General features: G+C 43.7%; 18 protein-coding genes. 10 read left to right on the forward strand and 8 right to left on the reverse strand.

The genetic code is table 11. The features are described 5' to 3' along the window. From RG47T_RS26610 to RG47T_RS05180, 9 genes are all read left to right on the forward strand, one after another. Window positions 1-262 (forward strand): glycosyltransferase family protein (locus tag RG47T_RS26610; RefSeq protein ID WP_290439117.1); only part of this gene is annotated, 262 nt, incomplete at its 5' end. Window positions 263-669: 407 nt separating this feature from the next. Continuing rightward, the gene (locus RG47T_RS05145) at window positions 670-1266 is read left to right on the forward strand and encodes a TetR/AcrR family transcriptional regulator (protein ID WP_074488431.1); all 597 of its coding nucleotides are present in this window, start codon (window positions 670-672) and stop codon (window positions 1264-1266) included. 153 nt (window positions 1267-1419) lie between these two features. Beyond that, on the forward strand, window positions 1420-2610 hold the full coding sequence (locus tag RG47T_RS05150) for an efflux RND transporter periplasmic adaptor subunit (RefSeq protein WP_074488432.1): 1191 nt from the start codon (window positions 1420-1422) through the stop codon (window positions 2608-2610). A 24-nt stretch (window positions 2611-2634) separates the two neighbouring features. Next, window positions 2635-5853, forward strand: a complete 3219-nt coding sequence (locus RG47T_RS05155) for an efflux RND transporter permease subunit (RefSeq protein ID WP_074488433.1) — start codon at window positions 2635-2637, stop codon at window positions 5851-5853. An 18-nt stretch (window positions 5854-5871) separates the two neighbouring features. Beyond that, window positions 5872-7290 (forward strand): TolC family protein, encoded by a 1419-nt coding sequence (locus tag RG47T_RS05160; RefSeq protein ID WP_074488434.1) that lies wholly within the window; start codon window positions 5872-5874, stop codon window positions 7288-7290. A gap of 208 nt (window positions 7291-7498) precedes the next feature. Beyond that, window positions 7499-9304: a MutS-related protein gene (locus RG47T_RS05165; RefSeq protein WP_074488435.1), complete on the forward strand. Its 1806-nt coding sequence runs from the start codon at window positions 7499-7501 to the stop codon at window positions 9302-9304. 247 nt (window positions 9305-9551) lie between these two features. Further along, window positions 9552-10883, forward strand: a complete 1332-nt coding sequence (locus RG47T_RS05170; protein ID WP_074488436.1) for a cytochrome ubiquinol oxidase subunit I — start codon at window positions 9552-9554, stop codon at window positions 10881-10883. Beyond that, window positions 10880-11896 carry a cytochrome d ubiquinol oxidase subunit II gene (locus tag RG47T_RS05175; protein ID WP_074488437.1) on the forward strand — a complete coding sequence of 339 codons (1017 nt, stop codon included), beginning with the start codon at window positions 10880-10882 and terminating at the stop codon, window positions 11894-11896. The genes RG47T_RS05170 and RG47T_RS05175 overlap by 4 nt, the downstream gene beginning before the upstream one ends. A gap of 98 nt (window positions 11897-11994) precedes the next feature. Continuing rightward, a complete protein-coding gene (locus RG47T_RS05180) occupies window positions 11995-13257 on the forward strand; it encodes a Pycsar system effector family protein (protein ID WP_074488438.1) in 1263 nt (420 codons plus the stop codon). 12 nt (window positions 13258-13269) lie between these two features. Here RG47T_RS05180 and RG47T_RS05185 read toward each other — a convergent pair whose 3' ends face one another. After that, a complete protein-coding gene (locus tag RG47T_RS05185; protein WP_074488439.1) occupies window positions 13270-14514 on the reverse strand; it encodes an MFS transporter in 1245 nt (414 codons plus the stop codon). Between the two features lie 141 nt (window positions 14515-14655). Between RG47T_RS05185 and RG47T_RS05190 the strand changes: the two genes are divergently transcribed. Next, on the forward strand, window positions 14656-15537 hold the full coding sequence (locus tag RG47T_RS05190; RefSeq protein WP_074488440.1) for a LysR substrate-binding domain-containing protein: 882 nt from the start codon (window positions 14656-14658) through the stop codon (window positions 15535-15537). Between the two features lie 7 nt (window positions 15538-15544). Here RG47T_RS05190 and RG47T_RS25965 read toward each other — a convergent pair whose 3' ends face one another. From RG47T_RS25965 to pxpB, 7 genes are all read right to left on the reverse strand, one after another. Further along, window positions 15545-15715, reverse strand: a complete 171-nt coding sequence (locus RG47T_RS25965; protein ID WP_171972477.1) for a hypothetical protein — start codon at window positions 15713-15715, stop codon at window positions 15545-15547. A 228-nt stretch (window positions 15716-15943) separates the two neighbouring features. Then, window positions 15944-18574, reverse strand: a complete 2631-nt coding sequence (locus tag RG47T_RS05195) for a M1 family metallopeptidase (protein WP_074488441.1) — start codon at window positions 18572-18574, stop codon at window positions 15944-15946. A 15-nt stretch (window positions 18575-18589) separates the two neighbouring features. Further along, on the reverse strand, window positions 18590-19774 hold the full coding sequence (locus RG47T_RS05200; RefSeq protein WP_074488442.1) for an NRAMP family divalent metal transporter: 1185 nt from the start codon (window positions 19772-19774) through the stop codon (window positions 18590-18592). Beyond that, window positions 19755-20228 carry a hypothetical protein gene (locus RG47T_RS05205; RefSeq protein WP_074488443.1) on the reverse strand — a complete coding sequence of 158 codons (474 nt, stop codon included), beginning with the start codon at window positions 20226-20228 and terminating at the stop codon, window positions 19755-19757. Before RG47T_RS05205 ends, RG47T_RS05200 begins: the two co-directional genes overlap by 20 nt. Continuing rightward, a complete protein-coding gene (locus RG47T_RS05210) occupies window positions 20229-20990 on the reverse strand; it encodes a LamB/YcsF family protein (RefSeq protein WP_074488444.1) in 762 nt (253 codons plus the stop codon). Window positions 20991-21009: 19 nt separating this feature from the next. Beyond that, window positions 21010-22002: a 5-oxoprolinase subunit C family protein gene (locus RG47T_RS05215; RefSeq protein ID WP_074488445.1), complete on the reverse strand. Its 993-nt coding sequence runs from the start codon at window positions 22000-22002 to the stop codon at window positions 21010-21012. 3 nt (window positions 22003-22005) lie between these two features. Further along, entirely contained in the window at window positions 22006-22737 is a 732-nt protein-coding gene (gene pxpB, locus RG47T_RS05220; RefSeq protein ID WP_074488446.1) for a 5-oxoprolinase subunit PxpB, read from the reverse strand. Window positions 22738-22750 lie beyond the last annotated feature (13 nt).

Consider the following 22750-nt stretch of genomic DNA (forward strand, 5'->3'; position numbering starts at 1 on the left):
AACCCCGGCCGAAGCCCTGTTTATGAAAAAGAAACTATTGGTTATCCCTATGAAAAACCAGTATGAGCAGCAGCTTAATGCCGCCGCGCTAAAATCTATGGGGGTGCCGGTAATTAAAAGTCTGAAAGAAAAACACGAAGAAACCATTACCAAATGGCTTAATAACGATAGCATAGTTGAAGTGAGTTACCCCAATGAAACCCAGGAAATCCTTGATAGGATCTTCAAACAGCATGTTATCGAATTGATACCACAACTGTAAATTATACTAAAGACTTAATATTGACCTTACATTAACCCAACAAGCTAACTGCATCTTTGCGTCAAGTTTTTTTACATGCAAGGGTAAATAGTTTAGTTAATATAAATAAGGAGTGGGCGAGCCACTCCTTATTTGTTTCAGGAGTTTTTTAAAATTCGGCCTGTTAAACAAATGTTTGATTTTGAGGTTGTTGCTGATCCGTGAATAGTTCCCTGCCGTAATTAAATCCCTATTTTCTCGTATTAATAACCTGTTTTCTGCCAATGCGTCATCTACAGGTATATTACAATACCTTTTGTCATGAAATTATAATATGATGAAACAATCGTAGGTTTTATTACAAAACATTTGGAACTTTAACTTAAACATTGATACTTTTGCTAACACTGTTAGGAAGTAAGGCAACAATGGGAATCGTAGAACGCAGACAGCGTCACAAAGATGAGGTTAAGAAGGATATTATTTGCGCTGCATGGCAAATGGTAAAAACTGACGGTTGGCAATCATTGTCGATACGTAAGATTGCCGATGCTATTGAGTACAGCGTTCCTGTTATCTACGATCATTTTGAAAATAAAGAAGCCATTTTAATTGAGTTTGGCCGTACGGGGTTTCAACTATTAACAGACAGAATTTTAGAAGCAAAAAGCGAGCATACCGATCCTGCAGACCAAATCATGGCCATTGCAGATGCTTACTGGGATTTTGCACTAAACAATACAGAACATTACCAACTGATGTTTGGCATAGGGATGGCTTGCTGCGAATTTTCAAAATGTTTACCAGAACAATTGATGTTTGCCGAAGCTGTTACAGAATCTATCCAAAGCATGATAGATAAAAGTGGTACAGAGGCGAACGCATGTTTAAAATACCACACCTTTTGGTCGGTAATGCACGGGTTAATATCTATCAAAATAAACGGCAACTCTGTTGTCGATATTGAATTAAACAAAATGGTTTTAGATGACGCTATCACAGGCTTTATTAAAAACTTAAAGTAGCTACTCTTTTTTTGGCCGCTAAAGCTAACGGTGTTAATTAAAATAACGCCGGTACATTAATAACAAATAAATCCACGTATTAAAATTAACGCAGTAAAGTTACCAGCGTTCGAGTTTCTCACACTATTAAAATTGTCAACACACCAAACACTCATGAATACATTTAAACGAAAACTTAACAGCGATAGCAATCTTAATGCTGTTAGGATTATGGCGATAGGTCTGGTTATCATCGCTTTAGCAAGCTGCGGAAGTCCTCAGCAAGCCCAGGTTGCACCACCGGCCCCTTCATTGCCGGTAGCAGAAGTTCAAACAGGTACTCAAACCACTTATCAGGAATACCCTGCATCAATAGAAGGTACCGTTAATGTTGAAGTTAGGCCCCAGGTAAGCGGCACATTAGATAAAGTATTTGTTGACGAAGGCGCTTATGTAAGCGCTGGCCAACCGATATTTAAAATAAATGAATTGCCTTACCGCTCGGCATTAAATAACGCTTTAGCCAGCTTACACGCGGCAGAAGCAGCACAAGGCAATGCGCAAATAGAAGTAGACAAATTGACCCCGCTGGTAGAAAACAAAGTAGTGTCAGATTATCAGTTAAAAACTGCTAAAGCAAGCTACAAGGTTGCCACAGCCAACATCGAATCGGCAAAAGCTAATGTATCTACAGCACAGATCAATTTAGGTTATACCTTAATTAAGGCACCTGTAAGCGGTTATATAGGCCGTTTAGAAAGGAAACAGGGAAGCTTAGTTGGGCCACAGGATCTTGCAGCTTTGACCGAATTATCTGATGTGCACGAAGTGCATGTTTACTTTGCTTTAGGCGAAAAGGACTTTGTGGCTTTTAAAGAGCAATACCCGGGTGAAACTATAAAAGATAAGTTGAAAAAATTACCTTTTGTATCGCTGTTGCTGGCAGATGGTACCGAGTATGTTAAACACGGTAAAATTGATATTGTTGATGGCCAGTTTGATAAAACTACAGGTGCAATTACGGTAAGGGCAACATTTTCAAATCCTCAGGGGCTGTTACGTTCGGGTAATACAGGCAAGATCCGTTTAAGCCTTGAACATAAGGATGCTTTAATTGTGCCCGAATCAGCAACTGTTGATATGCAGGATAAAGTATTTGTGTTTACCGTAGGCGATAGCAGCAAAGTGAAAAAACAAGCGATTAATATTATTGGTAAAAACGGCGACAATTACCTGGTTAAAGACGGCGTAAAAGCAGGCGACCAGATTGTATTAAGCGGTATCGATAAATTACAGGAAGGTATGGTGATACACCCTGAAAAACAATCTGCCGAAAAGGTAGCAGCAGTTGTAGCAAAAAACTAATACATACACTTAAACTTTAAAGTCATGTTTCAAAAATTTATAGAAAGGCCGGTACTCTCAACCGTTATCTCCATACTATTGGTGATAGTTGGTGTGCTTGGCTTAACCAAACTGCCCCTGGAGCGGTTCCCGAATATAGCCCCTCCGGCGGTATTGGTATCTGCTGTTTACCCGGGCGCTAACGCCGAAACTATTTTACGTTCGGTAACACCATCGCTGGAAGAAGCCATTAATGGTGTGGAGAACATGACCTACATGACTTCCACTGCCAGTAACGATGGTACACTGGGTATTACTGTTTACTTTAAACAAGGCACAGACCCGGATCAGGCTGCGGTAAACGTTCAAAACCGTGTATCACAGGCTACCAGCCAGTTGCCTGCCGAGGTTGTACAATATGGTATAACTACCACCAAACAGCAAAACAGCTTTATTGGTGCAATGGCTATATACACAGAAGATCCCAAAAAATACGATCAAACCTTTGTAGCCAACTATGCACAGATCAATATTATCCCCGAAATTAAACGTATCCCGGGTGTGGGCTCTGCAAGTATATTTGGTGGTGTAAAAGATTATTCAATGCGTGTTTGGCTTAATCCAAGCCAAATGGCAGCCTACAAAGTTACCCCGGCCGAAGTAACTGCAGCTATACAAGATAAGAACATTGAAGCTGCCCCAGGTAAGTTTGGTGAGCGCAGTACCGAAGCATTTGAATATGTAATTAAATACAAAGGTAAGCTAACCACACCCGAAGAATACCAGAACATTGCTATCCGTGCAAATGCAGATGGCTCGGTATTACATTTAAAAGATGTAGCCCGTGTAGAATTGGGTGCTTATTCTTATAACAGTGATAGCAACCTAAATGGGCACGATGGTATTGTGATTGGTATTATACAACTTTCGGGCTCAAACGCTAATGAAATTCAAATAGCAATTGATAAGTTGATGGAAAAAGCATCGAAGGATTTTCCTGTCGGTATCAAATACAATCAGTTCTATCGTACCAAAACAGATTTGGATGAGTCTATTAATCAGGTTGAGCATACCTTGGTAGAAGCCTTTATATTGGTATTTATTGTGGTGTTCATCTTCCTGCAAGATTTTAGGTCTACCTTAATTCCGGCCATCGCGGTTCCGGTTGCTATTATCGGTACGTTCTTCTTCATGAACCTTTTTGGTTTCTCTGTTAACTTGTTAACCTTGTTTGCACTGGTATTGGCCATCGGTATTGTGGTGGATGATGCCATTGTGGTGGTAGAGGCGGTGCACGCCAAAATGGAGCACGACCCAAGCCTTACGCCTAAAAAAGCCACTACCGAGGCAATGCATGAAATTACTGGTGCTATTATATCTATTACGCTGGTAATGGCAGCCGTGTTTTTACCGGTTAGTTTCATGACTGGCTCAACAGGTATATTTTACCGGCAGTTTGCATTAACCATGGCCATAGCCATTATTATATCGGCTGTTAACGCTTTAACTTTGAGCCCGGCTTTAGCCGCCTTGTTTTTAAAGAACAAACATAATGTGGACGGCCATGGCCATGAAGCACCTAAAAAAGGGTTTGTTGATAAATTTTACGCAGGCTTTAATGGTGGCTTTAACTATATAACCAACAGGTATACAGGTGGCTTAAAATTCCTGATCCGTAATAAATGGATCAGTATGGGCGGCCTTGTGTTAGTGGTGTTGGCTACTGTTTATATGGTAAACAGAACTAAAACAGGCTTTATCCCGACTGAAGATCAGGGCTTCGTTGCCATAGCGGTTAATACGCCATCAGGAACCTCATTAAGCGGTACTAATAAAACATTTAAACTTGCCGAAGAGCAACTGAAAACTTTACCCTCAGCCCGGTTTGTTACGGCGTTGTCTGGTTTCAACTTTTTAACGCAATCAAGCAGTCCATCTGCAGGTGTTATATTCCTGTTGTTAAAACCTACTGAAGAAAGAGGCGCGGTTAAAAATATTGATGCGATACAAGAAATAGTGAGAGGCAGATTGGGTGGTATACCCGGTGGTACTTTCTTTGTGTTCAGTTTTCCAACTGTACCGGGCTTTAGTAATGTGGAGGCTTTAGATGTAGTGCTGCAGGATAGAACCAATGGCAGGCTGGATAAATTTAGCGGCATTGCCAATAACTTTATAGGCAAGCTGATGCAGAAACCAGCCATCGCTTATGCCTTTACATCTTACAAAGCCGATTATCCTCAGCTACAATTAGAAGTTGATGACGAAAAGGCCAACCAACTGGGTGTAAATGTTAAAGACATCCTGTCAACCATGCAGGCTTACTTTGGTACCGCTCAGGCATCAGACTTTAATCGTTTTGGTAAGTACTACAGGGTAGTGGTTCAGGCAGATATTGCCGACAGGACAGACCCTACAGCCATTGACCGGGTATTTGTTAAGAACAAAGCCGGCGAAAATGTGCCTATCAATACTTTGGTTAAACTAACCCGTGTTTATGGTTCAGAAACCGCTTCACGTTATAACCTGTTTAACTCCATTGAAGTAAACGCGATACCTAAACCAGGTTACAGCTCTGGTGATGCTATTAAAGCCATACAGGAAACCGCTAAAGAGCAATTGCCGGCTGGCTTTGCTTATGAATTCTCTGGCCAAACACGTGAGGAAATTTCATCAGGCGGGCAATCAGCTGTGATATTTATGCTTTGTTTGGTGTTTGTATACTTCTTGTTATCGGCACAGTACGAAAGCTATATCCTGCCATTGGCGGTAATACTTTCTATCCCTACAGGTATATTCGGTGTGTTTGTGGTATTGGGTTTAACCGGTATCGAAAACAACATTTATGTACAGGTAGCCTTAATCATGCTTATCGGTCTGTTAGCTAAAAACGCCATCTTGATTATAGAGTTTGCTGTACAGAAACGTAAGGCAGGCCATACTCTGGTTGCTGCGGCAATAGAAGCAGCCAGGTTAAGGATAAGGCCAATTGTTATGACATCGCTTGCATTCGTATTCGGTTTATTCCCAATGAGTATCGCAACCGGCCCATCTGCCCAGGGTAACCACTCTATTAGTATTGGTGCTGCCGGGGGTATGGTGTCAGGCGTATTGCTTGGTTTGTTCATTATACCGGTATTGTTTGTGATATTCCAGGGTTTACAGGAAAGAATAAGCGGTGTACCGGTAGCTGTATTGCTTGATGATTCACCTGCTGATCAGGATGGCAATGCTGTACTTAAACTAGAGGACGGATACACTGCATAATTTAAATATCAAATAGAAATGAAAACATATATAAACAGGTTTTCCATATTGCTTGCAATTGTGGTGCTAAGTGCCTGTAAAGTATCAAAAGATATACAAAAGCCGGTGGCCGATGTGCCGGTAAAATTCAGGACTGATAGCCTTAAAGATACCAGCAGCATTGCAGATATACAGTGGAAAAGCTTTTTCACAGACGTTACCCTGCAAAAGCTGATAGACAGCGCTATGGTAAGGAATTTTGACATGCAGATAGCCCTTAAGAATATGGAAGCTGCACAGTTACAATTCAGACAGGTAAAATGGGAGTACGTGCCATCGGTTGACCTGAACGTGACTGCGAATTCAAATCGCCCGTCAGACAATAGTGTTACAGGCTTAAGCTTAACACAATACAATATCGGTTCAAAACATATTGAAGACTATTCGGCCAATTTAGCTGTTTCGTGGGAAGCAGATATCTGGGGTAAAATCCGTAATCAGCAAAAAAGCGCACTAGCCGCTTACCTGCAAACCAGCGAAGCCAGAAAAGTAATTCAAACCGATTTAGTAGCCGGCATATCACAAGGGTATTATAACTTGCTGATGCTTGATGAGCAATTGAAAATTGCGAAAAGTAACCTGCGCTTAAACGATAGCACTTTGCGTATTGTTAAACTGCAATTTGATGCAGGCCAGGTAACATCTTTAGCGGTTGATCAAACCCTGGCGCAAAAACAGGCTGCCGAGCAATTAATCCCTCAGTTTGAACAAAATGTTACCATACAAGAAAATGCGCTAAGCATTTTAACAGGCCATTTACCTGATGCAATAGCAAGGGATAACACCTTAGGTCAAATCAATATCCCTGATGAGTTATCGGCAGGTGTACCATCTGAGGCTGTAAGCCGCAGGCCCGATGTTAAGCAGCGTGAGCTTGCACTGGTTATTGCCAACTCCAATGTAGGTATTAACAAAGCAGAAATGTATCCTGCTTTAAGGATTACAGCAACCGGCGGTGTAAATTCTTTTAAGGCTACTAACTGGTTTAACATCCCGGCATCTTTATTTGGGATAGTTTCAGGAAGCGTACTGCAGCCGTTGTTTGATCACAAAGAGTTAAAAACTAAGTATGATATAGCCAAAGTACAACGCGAAAGGACTGTGTTAGAATTCAGACAGTCGGTTTTAACCGCTGTTGGCGAAGTTTCTGATGCTTTAGTTAAAGTGCAAAAGCTTAAGCAGCAACAAGTAATTGCTGCCAATCGCGTAGCCACTTTAAAGCATGCAACTACTAACTCAAACTTGTTATTTAAGAACGGTATGGCAACTTACCTGGAGGTAATAACTGCACAAAGTAATGTGTTACAAAGTGAGTTAGACCTAGCTTCTATTAAAAATGCCCAGCTAAGCGCCGTATCTGAATTGTACAGAGCCTTAGGCGGCGGTTGGAAACAATAATATAGTTACTCATATATCTAAAAAAGCGTCCCGGTTTTCATTGGGACGCTTTTTGCATTTTATACGTCTTATATTGTCATCCCGAGAGATAGCGAAAGATCTTCTTCGCTATAAAATGTCGTTATACAGGATGAAGAAGATTCTTCATTACATTCAGAATGAAAAAAAACTAAACCTATATAGTAACTTAGCCCCAACAATTATACCCATGGATCAAGCCATTATCACCGACTACAACCAACGTGCACTTGCCGCACAAAACGAATTTACCCGATATGAAAAGCTGGCTAACCGGTATTCGCTGTTACGTTTAGTGGTTTTTGGCCTGATTGTATTGGGTATTTATTTTGCGGTTATCTACAATAATATTTTCATTGTACTGGGCGCTTTTATTGCGCTGGGCTTTGTATTTGCCTGGCTGGTGGCCAAACAAAGTGGCTTTGAAAAGCAAAAACAGTATTACAAAAATTTGAACAGTGTTACCGAAAACGAAGTTGCCGGTATAAGCACCCGTGCCAACCTGTATGATAACGGCAATGGGTTTAATAACGACAAGCATTTCTACACGGCAGATCTGGATATCTTCGGTAATCTCTCCCTATTCCAGATGCTTAACCGGGCGGCAACTTTTGCCGGTTGCAGCCGGTTGGCAGCATGGTTAAGCAAGCCCGCTGCTAAAGATGTGATATTAAAACACCAGCATGCCGTGCAAGAGATCGGCACCAAAAACAGCTGGAAACTGGACCTGCAGGCCCGGCTTTTATTTGCCATTAAAGAGCCCGTAAACCATCTCGAACAACTCATTACCTATTTACATTTTCCCTTAAACCTTAAAGGCGAGGCATGGTTAAGCAAATATGCCAAAATTGCGCCCTGGTTACTGGGGGCGGCCATCATATTATCATGGTATTATTACCCGGCAAAAATGCTTGCCGTGCTGATTGGGCTTGCCAATATGAGCATCATTTTTTCGAGGGCTGCTTACATTCAGAAAACTGATTTAATAGCCGGAAAAATTGGCCATGTACTGGGTAACTATGCCGGTGTTTTTGAGAAGATAGAGCAGGAGAGCTGGCAGGCAGACTGTAACATTAACCTGGCATTGGTTATTAAAAATGATGGCACATCGATGCGGATCAAAGAGCTTTCTATTTTAATAAATAAGCTTAATTACCACCTCAATATTTACGTAGGTTTTTTCCTGAACCTGTTTTTACTGTGGGATATCCGCCAGATCATCGCTATAGAAAACTGGAAGCGTAATAATCGCCAGAACCTGGAAAATGCCTTTAATGTAATTGCAGAATTTGAAGCACTCATAAGTATCTCGGGCCTGCATATCAATAACCCCAATTGGGCTTTCCCGGGCATAGTAGATGATGGTGGTTATACATTAGTGGCGCAACAGTTAGCACATCCGCTTATCAATACAAACCAGGCCGTAAAAAATGATTATGAACTGCGCGATACGTATAAGATCGATATTATAACCGGCTCTAACATGGCCGGTAAAAGTACGTTTTTGCGTACCATTGGTATTAATACAGTGCTGGCTTTGTGTGGTGCACCCGTTTGTGCCGACAGTATGCAGGTATCGGTAATTACGATGGTAAGCTACATGCGCATCAAGGATTCGCTCAATGAAAGTACATCCACTTTTAAAGCCGAACTCGACCGCCTGCAAATGCTGCTGGCAGCTGTAGAAGGCGAAGAGAAGATCTTTTTCCTCATCGATGAAATGCTACGCGGTACCAATTCGGTTGATAAGTATCTGGGATCGAAAGCCGTAATTGAGCAAATCATTAGCAAAAAAGGGGTAGGGATGGTTGCTACCCACGATTTACAAATAGCCCAGCTGGAACAGAAATACCCCGATTATATCCGCAACTTCTATTTCGATATACAAGTATTGGATGGCGAAATGCTGTTTGATTACAAGATTAAGAATGGCGAGTGCAAAACCTTTAATGCCTCCATGCTGCTTAAACGGATTGGCATTGATATAGAGGCTTAAATGCCTCTCCTTCTGAGTGATTTATAATCATATTGATGGTCATTTACAAATTGTATATCAGTCTGTTGATAATTTATATACGTTACAAATTATACTACAGTAGCTATTATGTTACATAACCGCCTATATTTATCGCCGTAGCTGGTAAGTAGCTGTTCGGGAAATTAGAATCTGGCTTAATGATTTTGTGTTGATAAAAGCCACCCCCGTATTCTGTTAAGCATCATTACATTAATGCATTAATACTATGGATAATTTTATAGCCGCCCGCTCGCAGATGGCGCTCTCGTTAGGGTTCCACATCATATTTTCTTGTATTGGTATGGTGATGCCATTTTTTATGGCGGTAGCCCATTTTATGTGGCTGCGCACCGGTAACGAGAATTATAAAAATGTAACCAAGGCCTGGAGTAAGGGTGTGGCTATTTTTTTCGCTACAGGTGCGGTGTCGGGCACGGTACTGTCATTCGAGTTAGGCTTGCTCTGGCCCGAGTTTATGAAAAACGCAGGACCAATTTTTGGGATGCCATTCTCTTTGGAGGGAACGGCTTTCTTTATCGAGGCCATTGCATTGGGATTTTTTCTGTATGGCTGGACACGCTTTAACCGCTGGTTCCATTGGTTTACAGGTGTGGTGGTAGGGGTAAGCGGTATTATATCGGGGATACTGGTTGTGGCAGCCAATAGCTGGATGAACAGCCCGGCCGGGTTTGATTATATCAACGGCAAGTATACCAATATCGACCCCATTAAAGCTATGTTCAACACGGGCTGGTTTTCGCAGTCCCTGCACATGACTATTGCCGCCTTTGCCGCCACGGGTTTCGCGGTTGCAGGGATTCATGCTTTAATGATTATCAGGAAACAGAATGTAGGTTTCCATACCGTAGCATTTAGGATCACGGCCATATTTGCCGTGGTTGCTGCCATTTTGCAACCTTTAAGCGGTGATATCTCGGCCAAATTTGTGGCTAAAAATCAGCCTGCCAAGTTAGCCGCAATGGAGGCCCATTTTAAAACAGAACACTATTCGCCCCTTATTATTGGTGGTATACCCGATGTTGAAAATCATAAAGTAAACTACGCTATTGAGCTGCCCGGTATGCTGAGCTTAATGGTAAATGATAAGTTCGATTCGGAAGTAGTGGGTCTGGATAAAATCCCGCTGAAAGACCAGCCGCCGGTTGCGGTTACGCACTATGCTTTTCAGCTGATGGTAGCCTTAGGGATGGCTATGCTGGGTATTAGTTTACTATACCTTATTGCTTTGTTTAAATGGAAACAATGGCTATCTCAAACATGGTTCCTCAAAATATTTGTATTGGCAACGCCATTGGGCTTTTTGGCCGTTGAAGCCGGCTGGACGGTTACCGAAGTTGGCCGCCAACCCTGGATCATTCAGGGCGTAATGCGTACTGCCGATGCTGTTACCCCGATGCCGGGTATTGTTTATTCGTTTTACCTGTTTACAGCTGTATACTTTTCGCTGGCTATTGCGGTTACGTTTTTACTAAGCCGCCAGATAAAAATGGTGCCCGAAATTTATGACCACCAACCCTTAACTTTAAAAGCATCATGATTTACGTAGTTATCGGTTTTTTATGGATCTCGTTGTTAATATACCTGCTGATGGGCGGGGCCGATTTTGGCGCGGGTATCCTGGAATTGTTTACTTCTAAAACCAATAAATCACACATCCGCAAAATATCATACCAAGCCATTGGCCCTATATGGGAGGCTAACCACATGTGGCTTATTATTGCCGTGGTTATCCTGTTTGTGGGTTTCCCGGTGGTGTACACAACGGTTTCGGTATACTTACACATCCCGCTGGTTATTATGTTAATGGGCATTATTGCCCGTGGTACGGCCTTTTCTTTCCGTAATTATGATGCCGTTAAAGACCGTATGCAATGGGTTTATAACCGTATTTACGTATACTCCAGCTTTATAACGCCGCTGTTTCTGGGCGTTATTGCGGGCAGTGCCGTATCACGCAAGGTTGATACCGTTGCAGGCTCATTTCTTTCGGCCTATGTGTACGATTGGTTTAACTGGTTCTCTTTTTCTGTGGGCTTTTTTACAGTTGCGCTGTGTGGATTTTTGGCGGCTATCTTTTTAATTGGCGAAGTAAAAGATGATGAATCTAAACGCAGGTACAAACGCAAAGCCGTGCAAATGAATGCGGCCATGCTGATATGGGCCGGTATGATCTTCGGCTCTTCCCTGGCAGATGGTATCCCGCTGCTGAAATGGTTGCTGGGCAATATAATATCATTGCTAACCATTATCAGCGCAGCAATAGCGCTAGTGTTTTTATGGATTGCCATATTGAAAGATCAGGTGATCAGTATGCGGTTTTTGGCCGGCTTTATGGTTACCATGTTGCTCATTGCGGTAACCTATAGTCATTACCCCAATATTTTACTGCTAAAAAATGGTACAGAACTGTCGCTTTTGCATCATAAAGCGCCAGATAAAACAATAGATTCGCTTGGTATAGCATTATTAATAGGTAGTTTGTTTATTTTGCCTGCATTGTTTTACCTCATTTACAGTTTCGGCAAAAAAGATCAGCAGGAGGCAGTTTAGGGTTCAGCAGTAAAATAAATTTGAAATACAGCTGAAAGATAAATATATATCTAAAAACATTTTCTTTGTAAAAGATGTAAATCACCTAAGCATACCGAATGAATTATCAGAAGCTGACAGATAAAATTGCCAAACATGTGGCCGACTATTTTGAAGAGCATCCCCGTGAGGAGTTGCTTTATCATAACCTCGACCATACCAGATACGTGGTAAAGGCAGCCCTTAAAATAGCAGATTACTATCAGCTGAATGATGAAGACCTTTTTATATTATCGGCTGCTGCCTGGTTTCATGATACCGGTTATATAGTTGACGTGCAGGCACACGAGATAGCCAGCACGCATGTGGCTAAAGCATATCTCGAAAAGCACGAGATTGATATTGCTGTAATTGATAAAGTAACGGCTACCATTATGGCTACGGCTATGCCGCAGCAGCCTGCAACCCTGATAGAACAAATATTGTGCGATGCAGATCTTTTCCACCTGAGTAAAAACTCTTTTATGGAGAAAAGCAACGAGCTGCGCAAAGAGGTAGAGCTGTTAATGCATAAAGAGATTAGCAAGGCAGATTGGTGGCCCGGAACCGTTGCATTTATGGAACGCCACCATTACACTACCGATTATGGCCGCAGGGTGCTGGAGCATAAAAAGGCAGAAAATCTGGCCACATTGAAAGCCGAGGTTGAGGCAGCGCAGCAAAAGCACATAGAAGCTCAACAGCAACCTGTACCCGTAGCAGAAGTTACCGTACAAGAAGAACCTAAAAAAGAAAAAAAACATAAGAAGGATAAAAAAGACAAGGACGATGATGACAAGCCTGAAAAGGGTATTGAAACCATGTTCAGGATCACATCGAGCAATAACCAGCGTTTGAGCGATATGGCCGATAAAAAGGCGCATATTTTAATTACGGTTAACTCTATTATCCTGTCGGCTATTATCAGTTTGGTGTTAAGGAAGCTGGATACGAACGGCTATCTCATTATCCCGACCATTATATTATTGGCGGTGAGCTTAACCACCATGACGCTTTCTATCCTCGCTACCAGGCCAACCATTCCACATGGTACATTTAATCAGGAAGACCTGGATAAAAAAAGAGTTAACCTGTTGTTCTTTGGTAATTTTTACAGAATGCCAATGGATCAGTACGCCAACGGAATGAAGTTGGTTATGGAAGATAAAGACTTTTTGTATGATACTTTAATCAGGGATGTGTACTCGCAGGGTGCGGTGCTGGGTCGCAAATATTTACTGTTAAGGTGGGCATACAATGTATTCATGTTTGGGCTAATTGTATCTGTAGTGGCCTTTATTATCACTTCGGTTATCCATAGTTCGTCAGGCGCGGCTAATTAAAAACAGGAGGTATTAATCTCCTGCAAACATTGTTTTATTTCTGCCGAAAATATGGCCTTCGCTAACCCGGTTGCGGTAAAGTATAAATAGCAGGGCAGACACAATGCCTATAATTCCTTCTATCCCCATTGCCGCACGCGGCCCCATTGAGTTGGCCAGCAAGCCGATCATTAAACTACCGATTGGGATAATGCCTTGGTAAGCCATCACATAATAACTGATAGCCCTCGAGCGCATGTTGGGTGCAGCATTGGTTTGTATAAAAGTATTAATGGCCGATGTTTGCGCCATCATACCGATACCGGTAATGGTCATAAAAAATAGGGCGACAGGCAAGGCTTTGGCGTAGGCCAGAAACAACACGCTGGTACCAAAAAGCAGGCTTGCAGCCGTGATGATTTTAATAAGCCCTTTGCTGTTTTTAAGATTGGCCAGGTAAATGGCGCTGATAACAGAACCCAAGCCCGCAGTACTCTCAAACCAGCTGAACGTTTTGGCATTACCGTTAAACAGATCCTTAGCAACAATAGGCATCAGGGTGTTAAATGGTATAACAAATAAGCTGCTCAGGCCCAGCATAATTACCATGCTGCTGATATCTTTATTACCCGATACATATTTGAAGCCTTCTTTTAGCTCGGTCCAAATATCTGTTTGTGGTTTTACCACGGCAGCCAGGTTAAGCTTCATCATAAACAAACAAGTCAGCACGGCAATGTAACTCAGGAAATTACTGATGAAACAGAAATCTTCGCCCAGTGTACTCAGTATAATACCTGCCACGGCAGGGCCTGCAATACGGGCAATGTTAGTCATGGTAGAGTTAAGGGCAATGGCGTTGGGCAGGTCTTCTTTATTATCAACCATCTCTACCATTAAAGATTGGCGGCAGGTAATATCAAAGGCATTGATAACCCCTTGTATTAAACTCAGTATCACAATGCCCGGTATACTGTAAAATTTAAAGAAGATCATAGCGGCTAGCGCACCGGCCTGGATCATGGAGATTACCTGGGTATAAACCAGCACCTTAAAGCGGTTATGCCGCTCGATATAGCTGCCTGCATAAGGCGATAAAACCAGTGAAGGGATCAGGCTTACAAAGCCTACAATACCCAGTAATACGGCCGAACCGGTTAAGCGGTAAACCAACCAGCTTACGGCTGTTTTTTGCATCCAGGTACCAATTAATGATACAGACTGGCCGTAAAAAAAGAGTTTGAAATTTCGGTATTTTAAGGATCTGAGTACGTTCATTTTCGGGGTGATTTTTTGACATTAAAGCCTTTGCGGCTGCCATGTTGCTTATTTCTGTTTTGCTGATACAAAAATCGGTATTATGATTGCATTTGTAAAATAGATTATTTTAATGATATTGATAGGTAAAAACGATTGATTATGGAAGTAAGGCAGTTAGGCTATTTTGTAAAAGCGGCAGAGCTTTTACACTTTACAAAAGCCGCAGAAGCAGTGTACATTACACAATCTACCCTTTCGCAGCAGATTAAATTACTGGAGCAGGAACTGGGGATGCCGCTGTTTGACAGGCTGGGAAAACATGTAAGCCTCACCGAGGCCGGCCAGGTATTTTTAGGCCATGCCCGCCGGGTATTGCTGGATATTGAAAAAGGTAAGCAAGCCATTAACGACTTAAACAACATGCTGGCCGGCGAACTGCGAATAGGGGTAACCTATGCCTTTACCTCGCTGATACTGCCGGTGCTGCCCATATTTTCTAAAAAGTTCCCCAACCTTAAGATCTACCTCGAATATGGCGCGCCCGAAGACCTGGAGTTTAAACTCAAACAATCTGAACTGGACCTCATCCTGGCTTTCCATAATCAGAGTAACGACCCCGATTTTGATTTGCAGCCGCTCTCTAAATCGAACATTGTAATGGTGGTAGCCAAAAATAACAAGCTGGCTAAGCTCAAAAATATCAGCCTGAAGGACGTGCTGGACCTTAACCTTATTTTGCCGGCCAAAGGGTTCAGTTCCCGCAATTTTGTGGACGAACTGTTTGAGAAAAAGAAGATCAAGCCCTCTATACGTGTTGAATTGAACGATATGCATTCGCTGTTATCACTGGTACAAAACGGCGAGCAGGTGAGTATTATTAATGAAAAAGCGCTCATAGGGTGGGATCAGCTGGTGGCAGTGCCTATTGCAGGTAATAAATTGTCGAGGCAATCGTATGTGATCTGGAACAAGGGGGCCTACCGCAAAAAAGCAGCCGTTATTTTTGCTGAAGAGTTGCTGAAGGTAAGTACGGCGGTGTAAGTATTGCTTACCCCATGGTATTGGTTGTAGGCGTATTTTTTTTGAGCATGATACCCGGCTTGCCCCAGTTAAGTGTTAACCCCGAACTGCTCTTCATCAGGAAGAAGATTAGCACATGGGCGTTGTAAACGCACGTACAATTATTTTTTCGCCAGTCGTGCTGAACTTGTTTCAGCATCCCACAGTACAGGTAGCAAATAGTTGTACCGCATACTTAGCGAGTGGGATGCTGAAACAAGTTCAGCACGGCAGAAGTATACATAAACCAGAATGCCTTTGCTGTTTTTTATACTTCACGTCATCCCGGATTTATTTCGGGATCCCACAGTACATGTGTCTAATTTGCATAGTTCGCTCAGCAAGTGGGGGGCCTAAACAAGTTCGGCACGACGGGCGAATAGTACTACTAATGCCACGTCATGAAGGGGGGATAGTGATTCGAGTGTCTTAGAATGACGTAGTGTGTTGCCTGATCCAGCAACTTCTCCGCCCTGAACAAATTATCACTCGATTGCAGGATCTTATCCTTCAGCTTCGGATTGTAATTCGGGTGCGCTTTTAAAAAGTCTCTAACAATTTGTGCTGCTTCCTTGCTTTGGTAGCTGCTCAGTATCGATCCCAACCACGATTGCGGGAAAAATACATCGCCGGTACGCTGGATCTCTTCAACCAGATCGAGGCTTTTGGGCAGGTACTTTATCGAGGTGCTTTGGCGTAGCGGATGGTTTAAATAAGCCAGGGCTGCGGTTACCCAGGCTTCTTTACCACGGTTTTTACGGTCGGCAAGGCTGGCGAAAAATGCGTCCCGTTCCTGTGGGTCGAGAGACAGGGCCGGCATCAGAAACTCGATCCGTTTTTTGCGGTCGGTGTTGGTAATGCGATCTTCCTGTTGTTTTAAAATATGGGTTGTGGTGTCGCTTCTCAGGGCAACCGAGAAGGCCAGCGAGGTATAATCATCCTCGGTTAGTTTAACACCAAGGGGAGGCTGCTTTTGTTGCCAGATGTTGTAGATATTGCTTTGCGCTTCGTGCGTTAAATACGCATCCTGGTATGCCCTGAACAGAATTTTTTTATTGTTGGCAGTTGCTTGTTGCTGCATCGCCGTCCAAAAAGATTGCTCAACCGTAGTAGCCATTTTTAAGCGTTCCGTGGGTTGCAAAAACTCCCAGTAAATGTTGCCGATGTAACCCGTCAACATCCGCAGGTTCATTTCGTTCTTTTCAACAGTAAGGCCTTTGGTAAATAGTTGTAGCAGTTCGTTTGGTTTAAAATACCGGCCTGCCAGCATGTTTTCGTAAGCAGCTATATAAGCAGTTGCCCGTTGCAGCGGGCTGGCAATGTTGTACAAACCGGCGGTAATATTTTTATCCGTAGGGAACAGGCCATACCCCATGCCATTGCTGTTAAACAATACATAGGCAGGTTTGGCAAGGCCTTCGGCAGCCTTCAAATCCAGTTGCGTGCCAATCATGTTTACGGTTATATTCTGGCTATGATCCGGGTAAACCAAGGTAACATTGAAGGCCTGCGGCCAGCTGCGCTGTTCGCCAAATTCGGCGTGCTGGGTAAGCGTAAATTTGCTGATCTTGTTGCCGGCGTAGTTGATGTTATAATCAAATACCGGGCGGCCGGGTTGGTTTACCCAAACCTTGTTCCAGGCATACAGGTCGGTTTTGCTGTGCTTGCTCAGTATGGCAATCAGGTCGTTCCAGGTGGCGTTGGTGTAGGCGTACTTTTTCAGGTATTCCTGTATGCCCAGCCTGAAATTGGCCGCGCCCATAAGCAGTTCCAGTTGGCGCATCATAATAGGCGCTTTGTGGTAAATGATATTGCCGTAAAGTGAGCCTGCATCCTGCAAATTATCCAGCTGTTGGCGTATAGGGTTAGCGCCCTGTGTACGGTCAATACCATAAGCGGCAGGGTAGTGGTCTTGCAAAAACTTAAGGTTAAAGGTTTCGCTGCCCATCATTTTTTCGGTCACCTTGTCGGCCATAAAGTTGGCAAACACTTCCTTCATCCATACATCGTTAAACCACTCCATGGTTACCATGTCCCCAAACCACATGTGCGCGGTTTCATGCGAAACAAGGTTAGAACGGCTAATAAACTGGTCTTTAGTTGCACCATCTTCCAAAAATAGGGCCGATGCTTTGTATTGCACTTCGCCCGGATGCTCCATGCCCCCGAACTGAAAATCGGGAATGGCCACAAAGCCTACCTTCTGAAAAGGGAAGGGAATGCCTGTCCAGTTTTCTAAAAAGCTAATGGCATTTTTATGGGCGATAAAAACAGAATCGACGCTGAGTTTAATTTTAGTCGCATCAGTCTCCCGGTACAAAAATACGGCAGTATGTTTGCCGACAGATTGCTGCGCGTAAGTATATTTCCCGGCTGTGAACGAAAATAGGTAAGTAGGCAGTTTGTCAGAATTAGCGAAATGAAATGTGGTACGCTGGCCGTTAACTACCGAATCCTTTTTAGCGCCGTTGGCTAATACTTTCCAGTCGGAGGGTACTTGTAATGTCAGTAAGAACCGCGATTTCAGATCGGGCTGATCGAAGCAGGGGAATACGGTACGGGCACGGTCGGGTACAAAAAGCGCGTAGAGGTAATCGTCGTTCCGGTTTAATGATTCGTTACCGGCTGTAAATTTAAGGTATATTTTGTTGATGCCTGCATGCAGGTATTTGGTGTCGACCACTAAATGTTCATTAGCCCAGTCAACGGGAATATCCTGACCGTTTACGCTAATGGCTTTTACTTTTTCGGCAGGTTGCTTAAAATCCAGCTGTAAGGGCTGCACTAATGATTTTAATGTAAAACTGATATTTTCCGTAGCGTTAATGGCCTGGCTTTTCTCGGCCGGGATATCAAAGTTCAGCGTGTATTGCAGATTGCTCAACGCGGTATGCCTGTAGGTAGCCAGCTTAAGAGAAACACCAGGTTCAACCAGCGGACGGGCACCCTGTGCAAAGGCAGAAGCAGCACCCGCTAACAGCAACGCAGTGGTTGCGTATGTTTTTATTTTGGAGATCATTTTGTAATAGAAATTTTATGGATGCAGTATCTGTACAATAGCGCCGTAACTCATCCAGGTCATCACAACAACTACCATAACGCCAAGTATCGTTAACCAAAGCGGTTGTTTATAATTCGATATAATTTTGTTACGATAGGCAGCCACCAACATAATACCCAGGGCCAATGGTAAAATGAGGCCATTAATGGCACCCACAGCAAGTAAGATTTTCACTGGTTTGCCGATCATCAGGAATATAAAACACGACACTACGATAAAACCGATAATGATTTGCCGGTTGAATTTTAATATCACCGGGTGAAAGCTCTTGATAAAAGATACCGAGGTAAAGGCCGAACCAACCACCGAAGAGATTCCTGCCGACCACATGATCAACCCGAATAATTTATAGCCAATTTGCCCGCCTGCTAATTTGAATACCGAAGCAGCCGGATTGGTGGGATCAAGCTTTATGCCGGCTGTTACCACGCCCAGTGCTGCCAGAAACAATAGTAAACGCATTAAAGAAGCTAAGCCGACAGCGCTGACAGCTCCCTTGCTAATGGCAGGCAGATTTTGTACGCCGGTTTGGCGGGCATCCAGTAAGCGGTGGGCACCTGCAAAGGTGATGTAGCCCCCAACTGTGCCACCCACAATGGTAAGCACAGCGGTAAAGCTAAAGTGCGTAGGGTTAACCGACCGGATGGCGGCTTCCACCAATGGCGGCTTGCTGATGTAGGCAATAAATAAGGCCAGCAAAATTTTAAGGCAGCCCATGGTTTTGGCAAAGGCATCCATGGCCTTCCCCGATTCTTTGTACACGAAAATGCCGATGGCAATAATTGCGCTCATGATAGCGCCCTGCCCAACGCTTACGCCCAGCAAAACGTTTAAACCCAAACCTGCACCGGCTATGTTGCCAATGTTAAAGGCCATACCACCTAAGAAAACCAGAAAAGAAATAAAGTACCCAAGCCCCGGGAAAACCTGGTTGGCAATATCCTGAGCAGGCTTATCGGCCACGGCAATAATACGCCAGATGTTAAGCTGGGCAATGGCATCGAGTATAATAGAAAGCAGGATAACAAACCCAAAACTGGCTCCCAGCTGTTCGGTAAAAACGGCAGTCTGTGTTAAAAACCCCGGACCAATGGCCGAACTCGCCATCAGAAAAGCCGCGCCGATAAGTACGCTCCAGTTAAACTTTTTCTCTGTCAAAGCGAATGGATTTAAATTTTGTAGTTATTGGCTGAGTTGAATTGGATGTTATGCCCCATAATATATCCCGACTGCTGGTTCTTAAAGCCCTTATCCTAAATATTAACATTACTGTTGGTAGTATCGGAAGCATAAACGCCCGCGAATCGGCAAATACGCCGAGCAGTATTCCTATAGATATAAATATGATGTCTGGTAATATATCTAAGTAATATGTAAAAGTGATTTTAGCTTCACCTACGTCAAATCTACCATCTTTTATAGTTCGTGTTTGTTTCGATCTGGACATCCAAAGTAAGCCACTGCCGGTATTAAAAGTAACTACGATTTTATGATCGGTTCTTTCTAATATTTGATATTCTTTTTTGATATAGTTAAATATATTGTCCATTAAAACCGACTGTTCAATATCAGTTTGTTGTGATGTTTCATATTTAAGATTAAGCTCAAACATTTACACGCCCGGTGCTTTAATCGTTATTCCCTCAGCTTTCAGCTTTTCGTTAATTAGTTTGGCAAACTCTACCGCATGGCTGCCATCGCCATGCAGGCAAAGGGTTTCGGCTTTTAGGGGAATATTTTTATTGCTGACAGATTGCACTTGCTGGTGTTTCACCATTTGTAAAACCTGGTTAATGGATTGTTGCTCGTTGGTAATGAGTGCGTTGCTTTGCGAGCGGGGCGTAAGCGAGCCGTCGTCCTGGTAGGTACGGTCGGCAAACACTTCTGATGCGGTGATGATGCCGATTTTTTTTGCGGCTTCTATCATCTCGCTTCCGGCGAGGCCGTATAATATTAAAGTTGAATCGAAATCATGTACAGCCTGTACAATGGCTTTGGCTAATGAGGGGTCTTTTGCGGCCATATTATATAGCGCACCATGTGCTTTAACATGGTGCAGTTTGCCACCGGCTGCCTTTACAAAACCAAACAGGGCACCAATCTGGTACATGGTAATCTGGTAAGCTTCGTTGGCGCTGATCTTCATTTCGCGGCGGCCAAAACCCTGCAGATCGGGCAGGCCGGGGTGTGCGCCAATGGCTACGTCTTTTTTAATGGCCAGGGCTACGGTATGCTGCATTACCTCCGGGTCGCCGGCGTGAAAACCGCAGGCGATGTTGGCCGAGGTAATATGGTCGAGTAAAATCTCATCATTGGGCATGGGGTAATTGCCAAAAGCTTCGCCCATATCGCAGTTTAAATCAATAGTTTGCATGCTTATAATGTATCAATAATTATAAATACTTATGCTGAATTGCCTCCCTCAGTTGCTGTAATTCCTGTTCTCGTTCAATATACAGCATTTCGGCATCTTGATGGCTGATATCTTCAAAATAAATGGTGTCGCCGGGTTTCAATTGTCCGCATAGCGGCAGGTCAATGGCAGCCACATGGGCAATGCGCGGGTAGCCGCCGGTGGTTTGGCAATCGGCCATGAGCAGCACCAGGCTGCCATTACCGGTAACCTGTATGGTGCCAGGTGTAACCGCGGTAGAGAGCAATTCGTTTTTGATGATGCGCGTAACAGGTTCGCCATCCAGGTGATAGCCCATCCGGTTGCTGTTCATACTCAGGGTATAAGGCAGCGACAAAAAGTTGACAAGAGCCAAACCGTGAAACCAGCTAAATTCATGGGCAGGCACTATACGGATGTGTTTGGTATCGGCAGGTAAAAACATACGGCGGGCAACGCTCCAGGCAGGGTAGGTAATGGTTTCGCCTTTAAGCCTGTCAAATATAGTTGCCGTAATTGGCGTAAAAGTTTCGGTGCTGGCCAGGGTATCACCGGCATGCAAACTGCGCCCATTGAAACCGCCTATTTCGGCCGTAATAAAAGTGCTTCGGCTGCCCAAAACTTCGGGTATATCCCAACCACCGGCTACCGATAAATAGGTACGGCTGCCAGCCGGGTTGTTAATGAGCTGGATGGAGGTGTATGCAGGGATAAAAACAGGTTTTTCGGGAGGGATAATAATATCTCCGGCCTGTAGTGTAGCGCCGTCGCCGGCGTAAGCCATCAGCATATCGGTTTCCGTCATAAACTCTGCATCAGCATAAGTAAATTCTATAACGGCTGCGTGGTCGGGGTTGCCTATGGCAATATTGGCAACACGCGCCGAAAGTGTATCCATAGCGCCCGAAACCGGTACCGCCTGAGACAGGTAATGTTTTCGGCCCAGATCCTGAATTGTGCTGAGGATGCCCGGTTTAATGATGCGTATCCGCATTATTTAATCTCGATATTGTTCAAACTGATGATGGTCTATGGGTTTAAATACAACCTGGTCGCCTGCTTTTAGTAAAGCCGGTTGTGTGCGGGTTGCATCAAATAGGGTGAGTGGGGTGCGGCCAATTAATTGCCAGCCTCCGGGTGTTTGTAAGGGGTAGATGCCTGTTTGTTCGCCAGCTATGCCTACAGATCCTTTGGGTATAACTTTACGGGGGCTTGGCTTACGGGGCGTGGCCAGTTGTGCAGACATGCCGCCAAGGTAAGCGAAGCCGGGCACAAAACCTATCATATATACTTTATATATGGTCGAACTGTGTAAATCGATCACCTTATCGGCAGATAAATTGTGCAGGGCGGCAACCTCTTCCAGGTCTTCGCCATATATACCGCCGTAGCAGGTAGGGATGGTGATCAGGTTGTAAGGTACATTGTGTATTTGGGCCGGCTGGTTATTAAGCTGGTACAAATAGGCCGATACTTTGTCGAAGCAATCTATCCCCGGTAAATCAGTAGCTCTGATTACTTGTATTGGGTCGTAAAAAATACTGAGCGTGCCATAGGCAGGTACCGCCGTTTCAAAACCGGTAAATGGATGGTGGTTGATCAACTGGTTAAAGCTACTGATCTGCTGTAACAGATCTTCGCTAATTTCGTGCCCAAACTCAAGCGTAACCGCATTTTCGCTTAGGTAATAAATACTAAAACCGAGTTTTATATCAGTTAGGGGCTGCATAAGTTGTTCAAGT

It is taken from the genome of Mucilaginibacter polytrichastri (genome assembly GCF_001911425.1).
GTDB lineage: Bacteria > Bacteroidota > Bacteroidia > Sphingobacteriales > Sphingobacteriaceae > Mucilaginibacter > Mucilaginibacter polytrichastri.

Coding starts and splice junctions, on each gene's coding strand:
- RG47T_RS05170 (WP_074488436.1), top strand. CDS start 9,552: ATGGATAATTTTATAGCCGCCCGCTCGCAGATGGCGCTCTCGTTAGGG.
- RG47T_RS05180 (WP_074488438.1), top strand. CDS start 11,995: ATGAATTATCAGAAGCTGACAGATAAAATTGCCAAACATGTGGCCGAC.
- RG47T_RS05165 (WP_074488435.1), top strand. CDS start 7,499: ATGGATCAAGCCATTATCACCGACTACAACCAACGTGCACTTGCCGCA.
- RG47T_RS25965 (WP_171972477.1), bottom strand. CDS start 15,715: ATGCTGAAACAAGTTCAGCACGACTGGCGAAAAAATAATTGTACGTGC.
- RG47T_RS05175 (WP_074488437.1), top strand. CDS start 10,880: ATGATTTACGTAGTTATCGGTTTTTTATGGATCTCGTTGTTAATATAC.
- pxpB (WP_074488446.1), bottom strand. CDS start 22,737: ATGCAGCCCCTAACTGATATAAAACTCGGTTTTAGTATTTATTACCTA.
- RG47T_RS05190 (WP_074488440.1), top strand. CDS start 14,656: ATGGAAGTAAGGCAGTTAGGCTATTTTGTAAAAGCGGCAGAGCTTTTA.
- RG47T_RS05185 (WP_074488439.1), bottom strand. CDS start 14,514: ATGAACGTACTCAGATCCTTAAAATACCGAAATTTCAAACTCTTTTTT.
- RG47T_RS05210 (WP_074488444.1), bottom strand. CDS start 20,990: ATGCAAACTATTGATTTAAACTGCGATATGGGCGAAGCTTTTGGCAAT.
- RG47T_RS05195 (WP_074488441.1), bottom strand. CDS start 18,574: ATGATCTCCAAAATAAAAACATACGCAACCACTGCGTTGCTGTTAGCG.
- RG47T_RS05150 (WP_074488432.1), top strand. CDS start 1,420: ATGAATACATTTAAACGAAAACTTAACAGCGATAGCAATCTTAATGCT.
- RG47T_RS05155 (WP_074488433.1), top strand. CDS start 2,635: ATGTTTCAAAAATTTATAGAAAGGCCGGTACTCTCAACCGTTATCTCC.
- RG47T_RS05215 (WP_074488445.1), bottom strand. CDS start 22,002: ATGCGGATACGCATCATTAAACCGGGCATCCTCAGCACAATTCAGGAT.
- RG47T_RS05205 (WP_074488443.1), bottom strand. CDS start 20,228: ATGTTTGAGCTTAATCTTAAATATGAAACATCACAACAAACTGATATT.
- RG47T_RS05160 (WP_074488434.1), top strand. CDS start 5,872: ATGAAAACATATATAAACAGGTTTTCCATATTGCTTGCAATTGTGGTG.
- RG47T_RS05145 (WP_074488431.1), top strand. CDS start 670: ATGGGAATCGTAGAACGCAGACAGCGTCACAAAGATGAGGTTAAGAAG.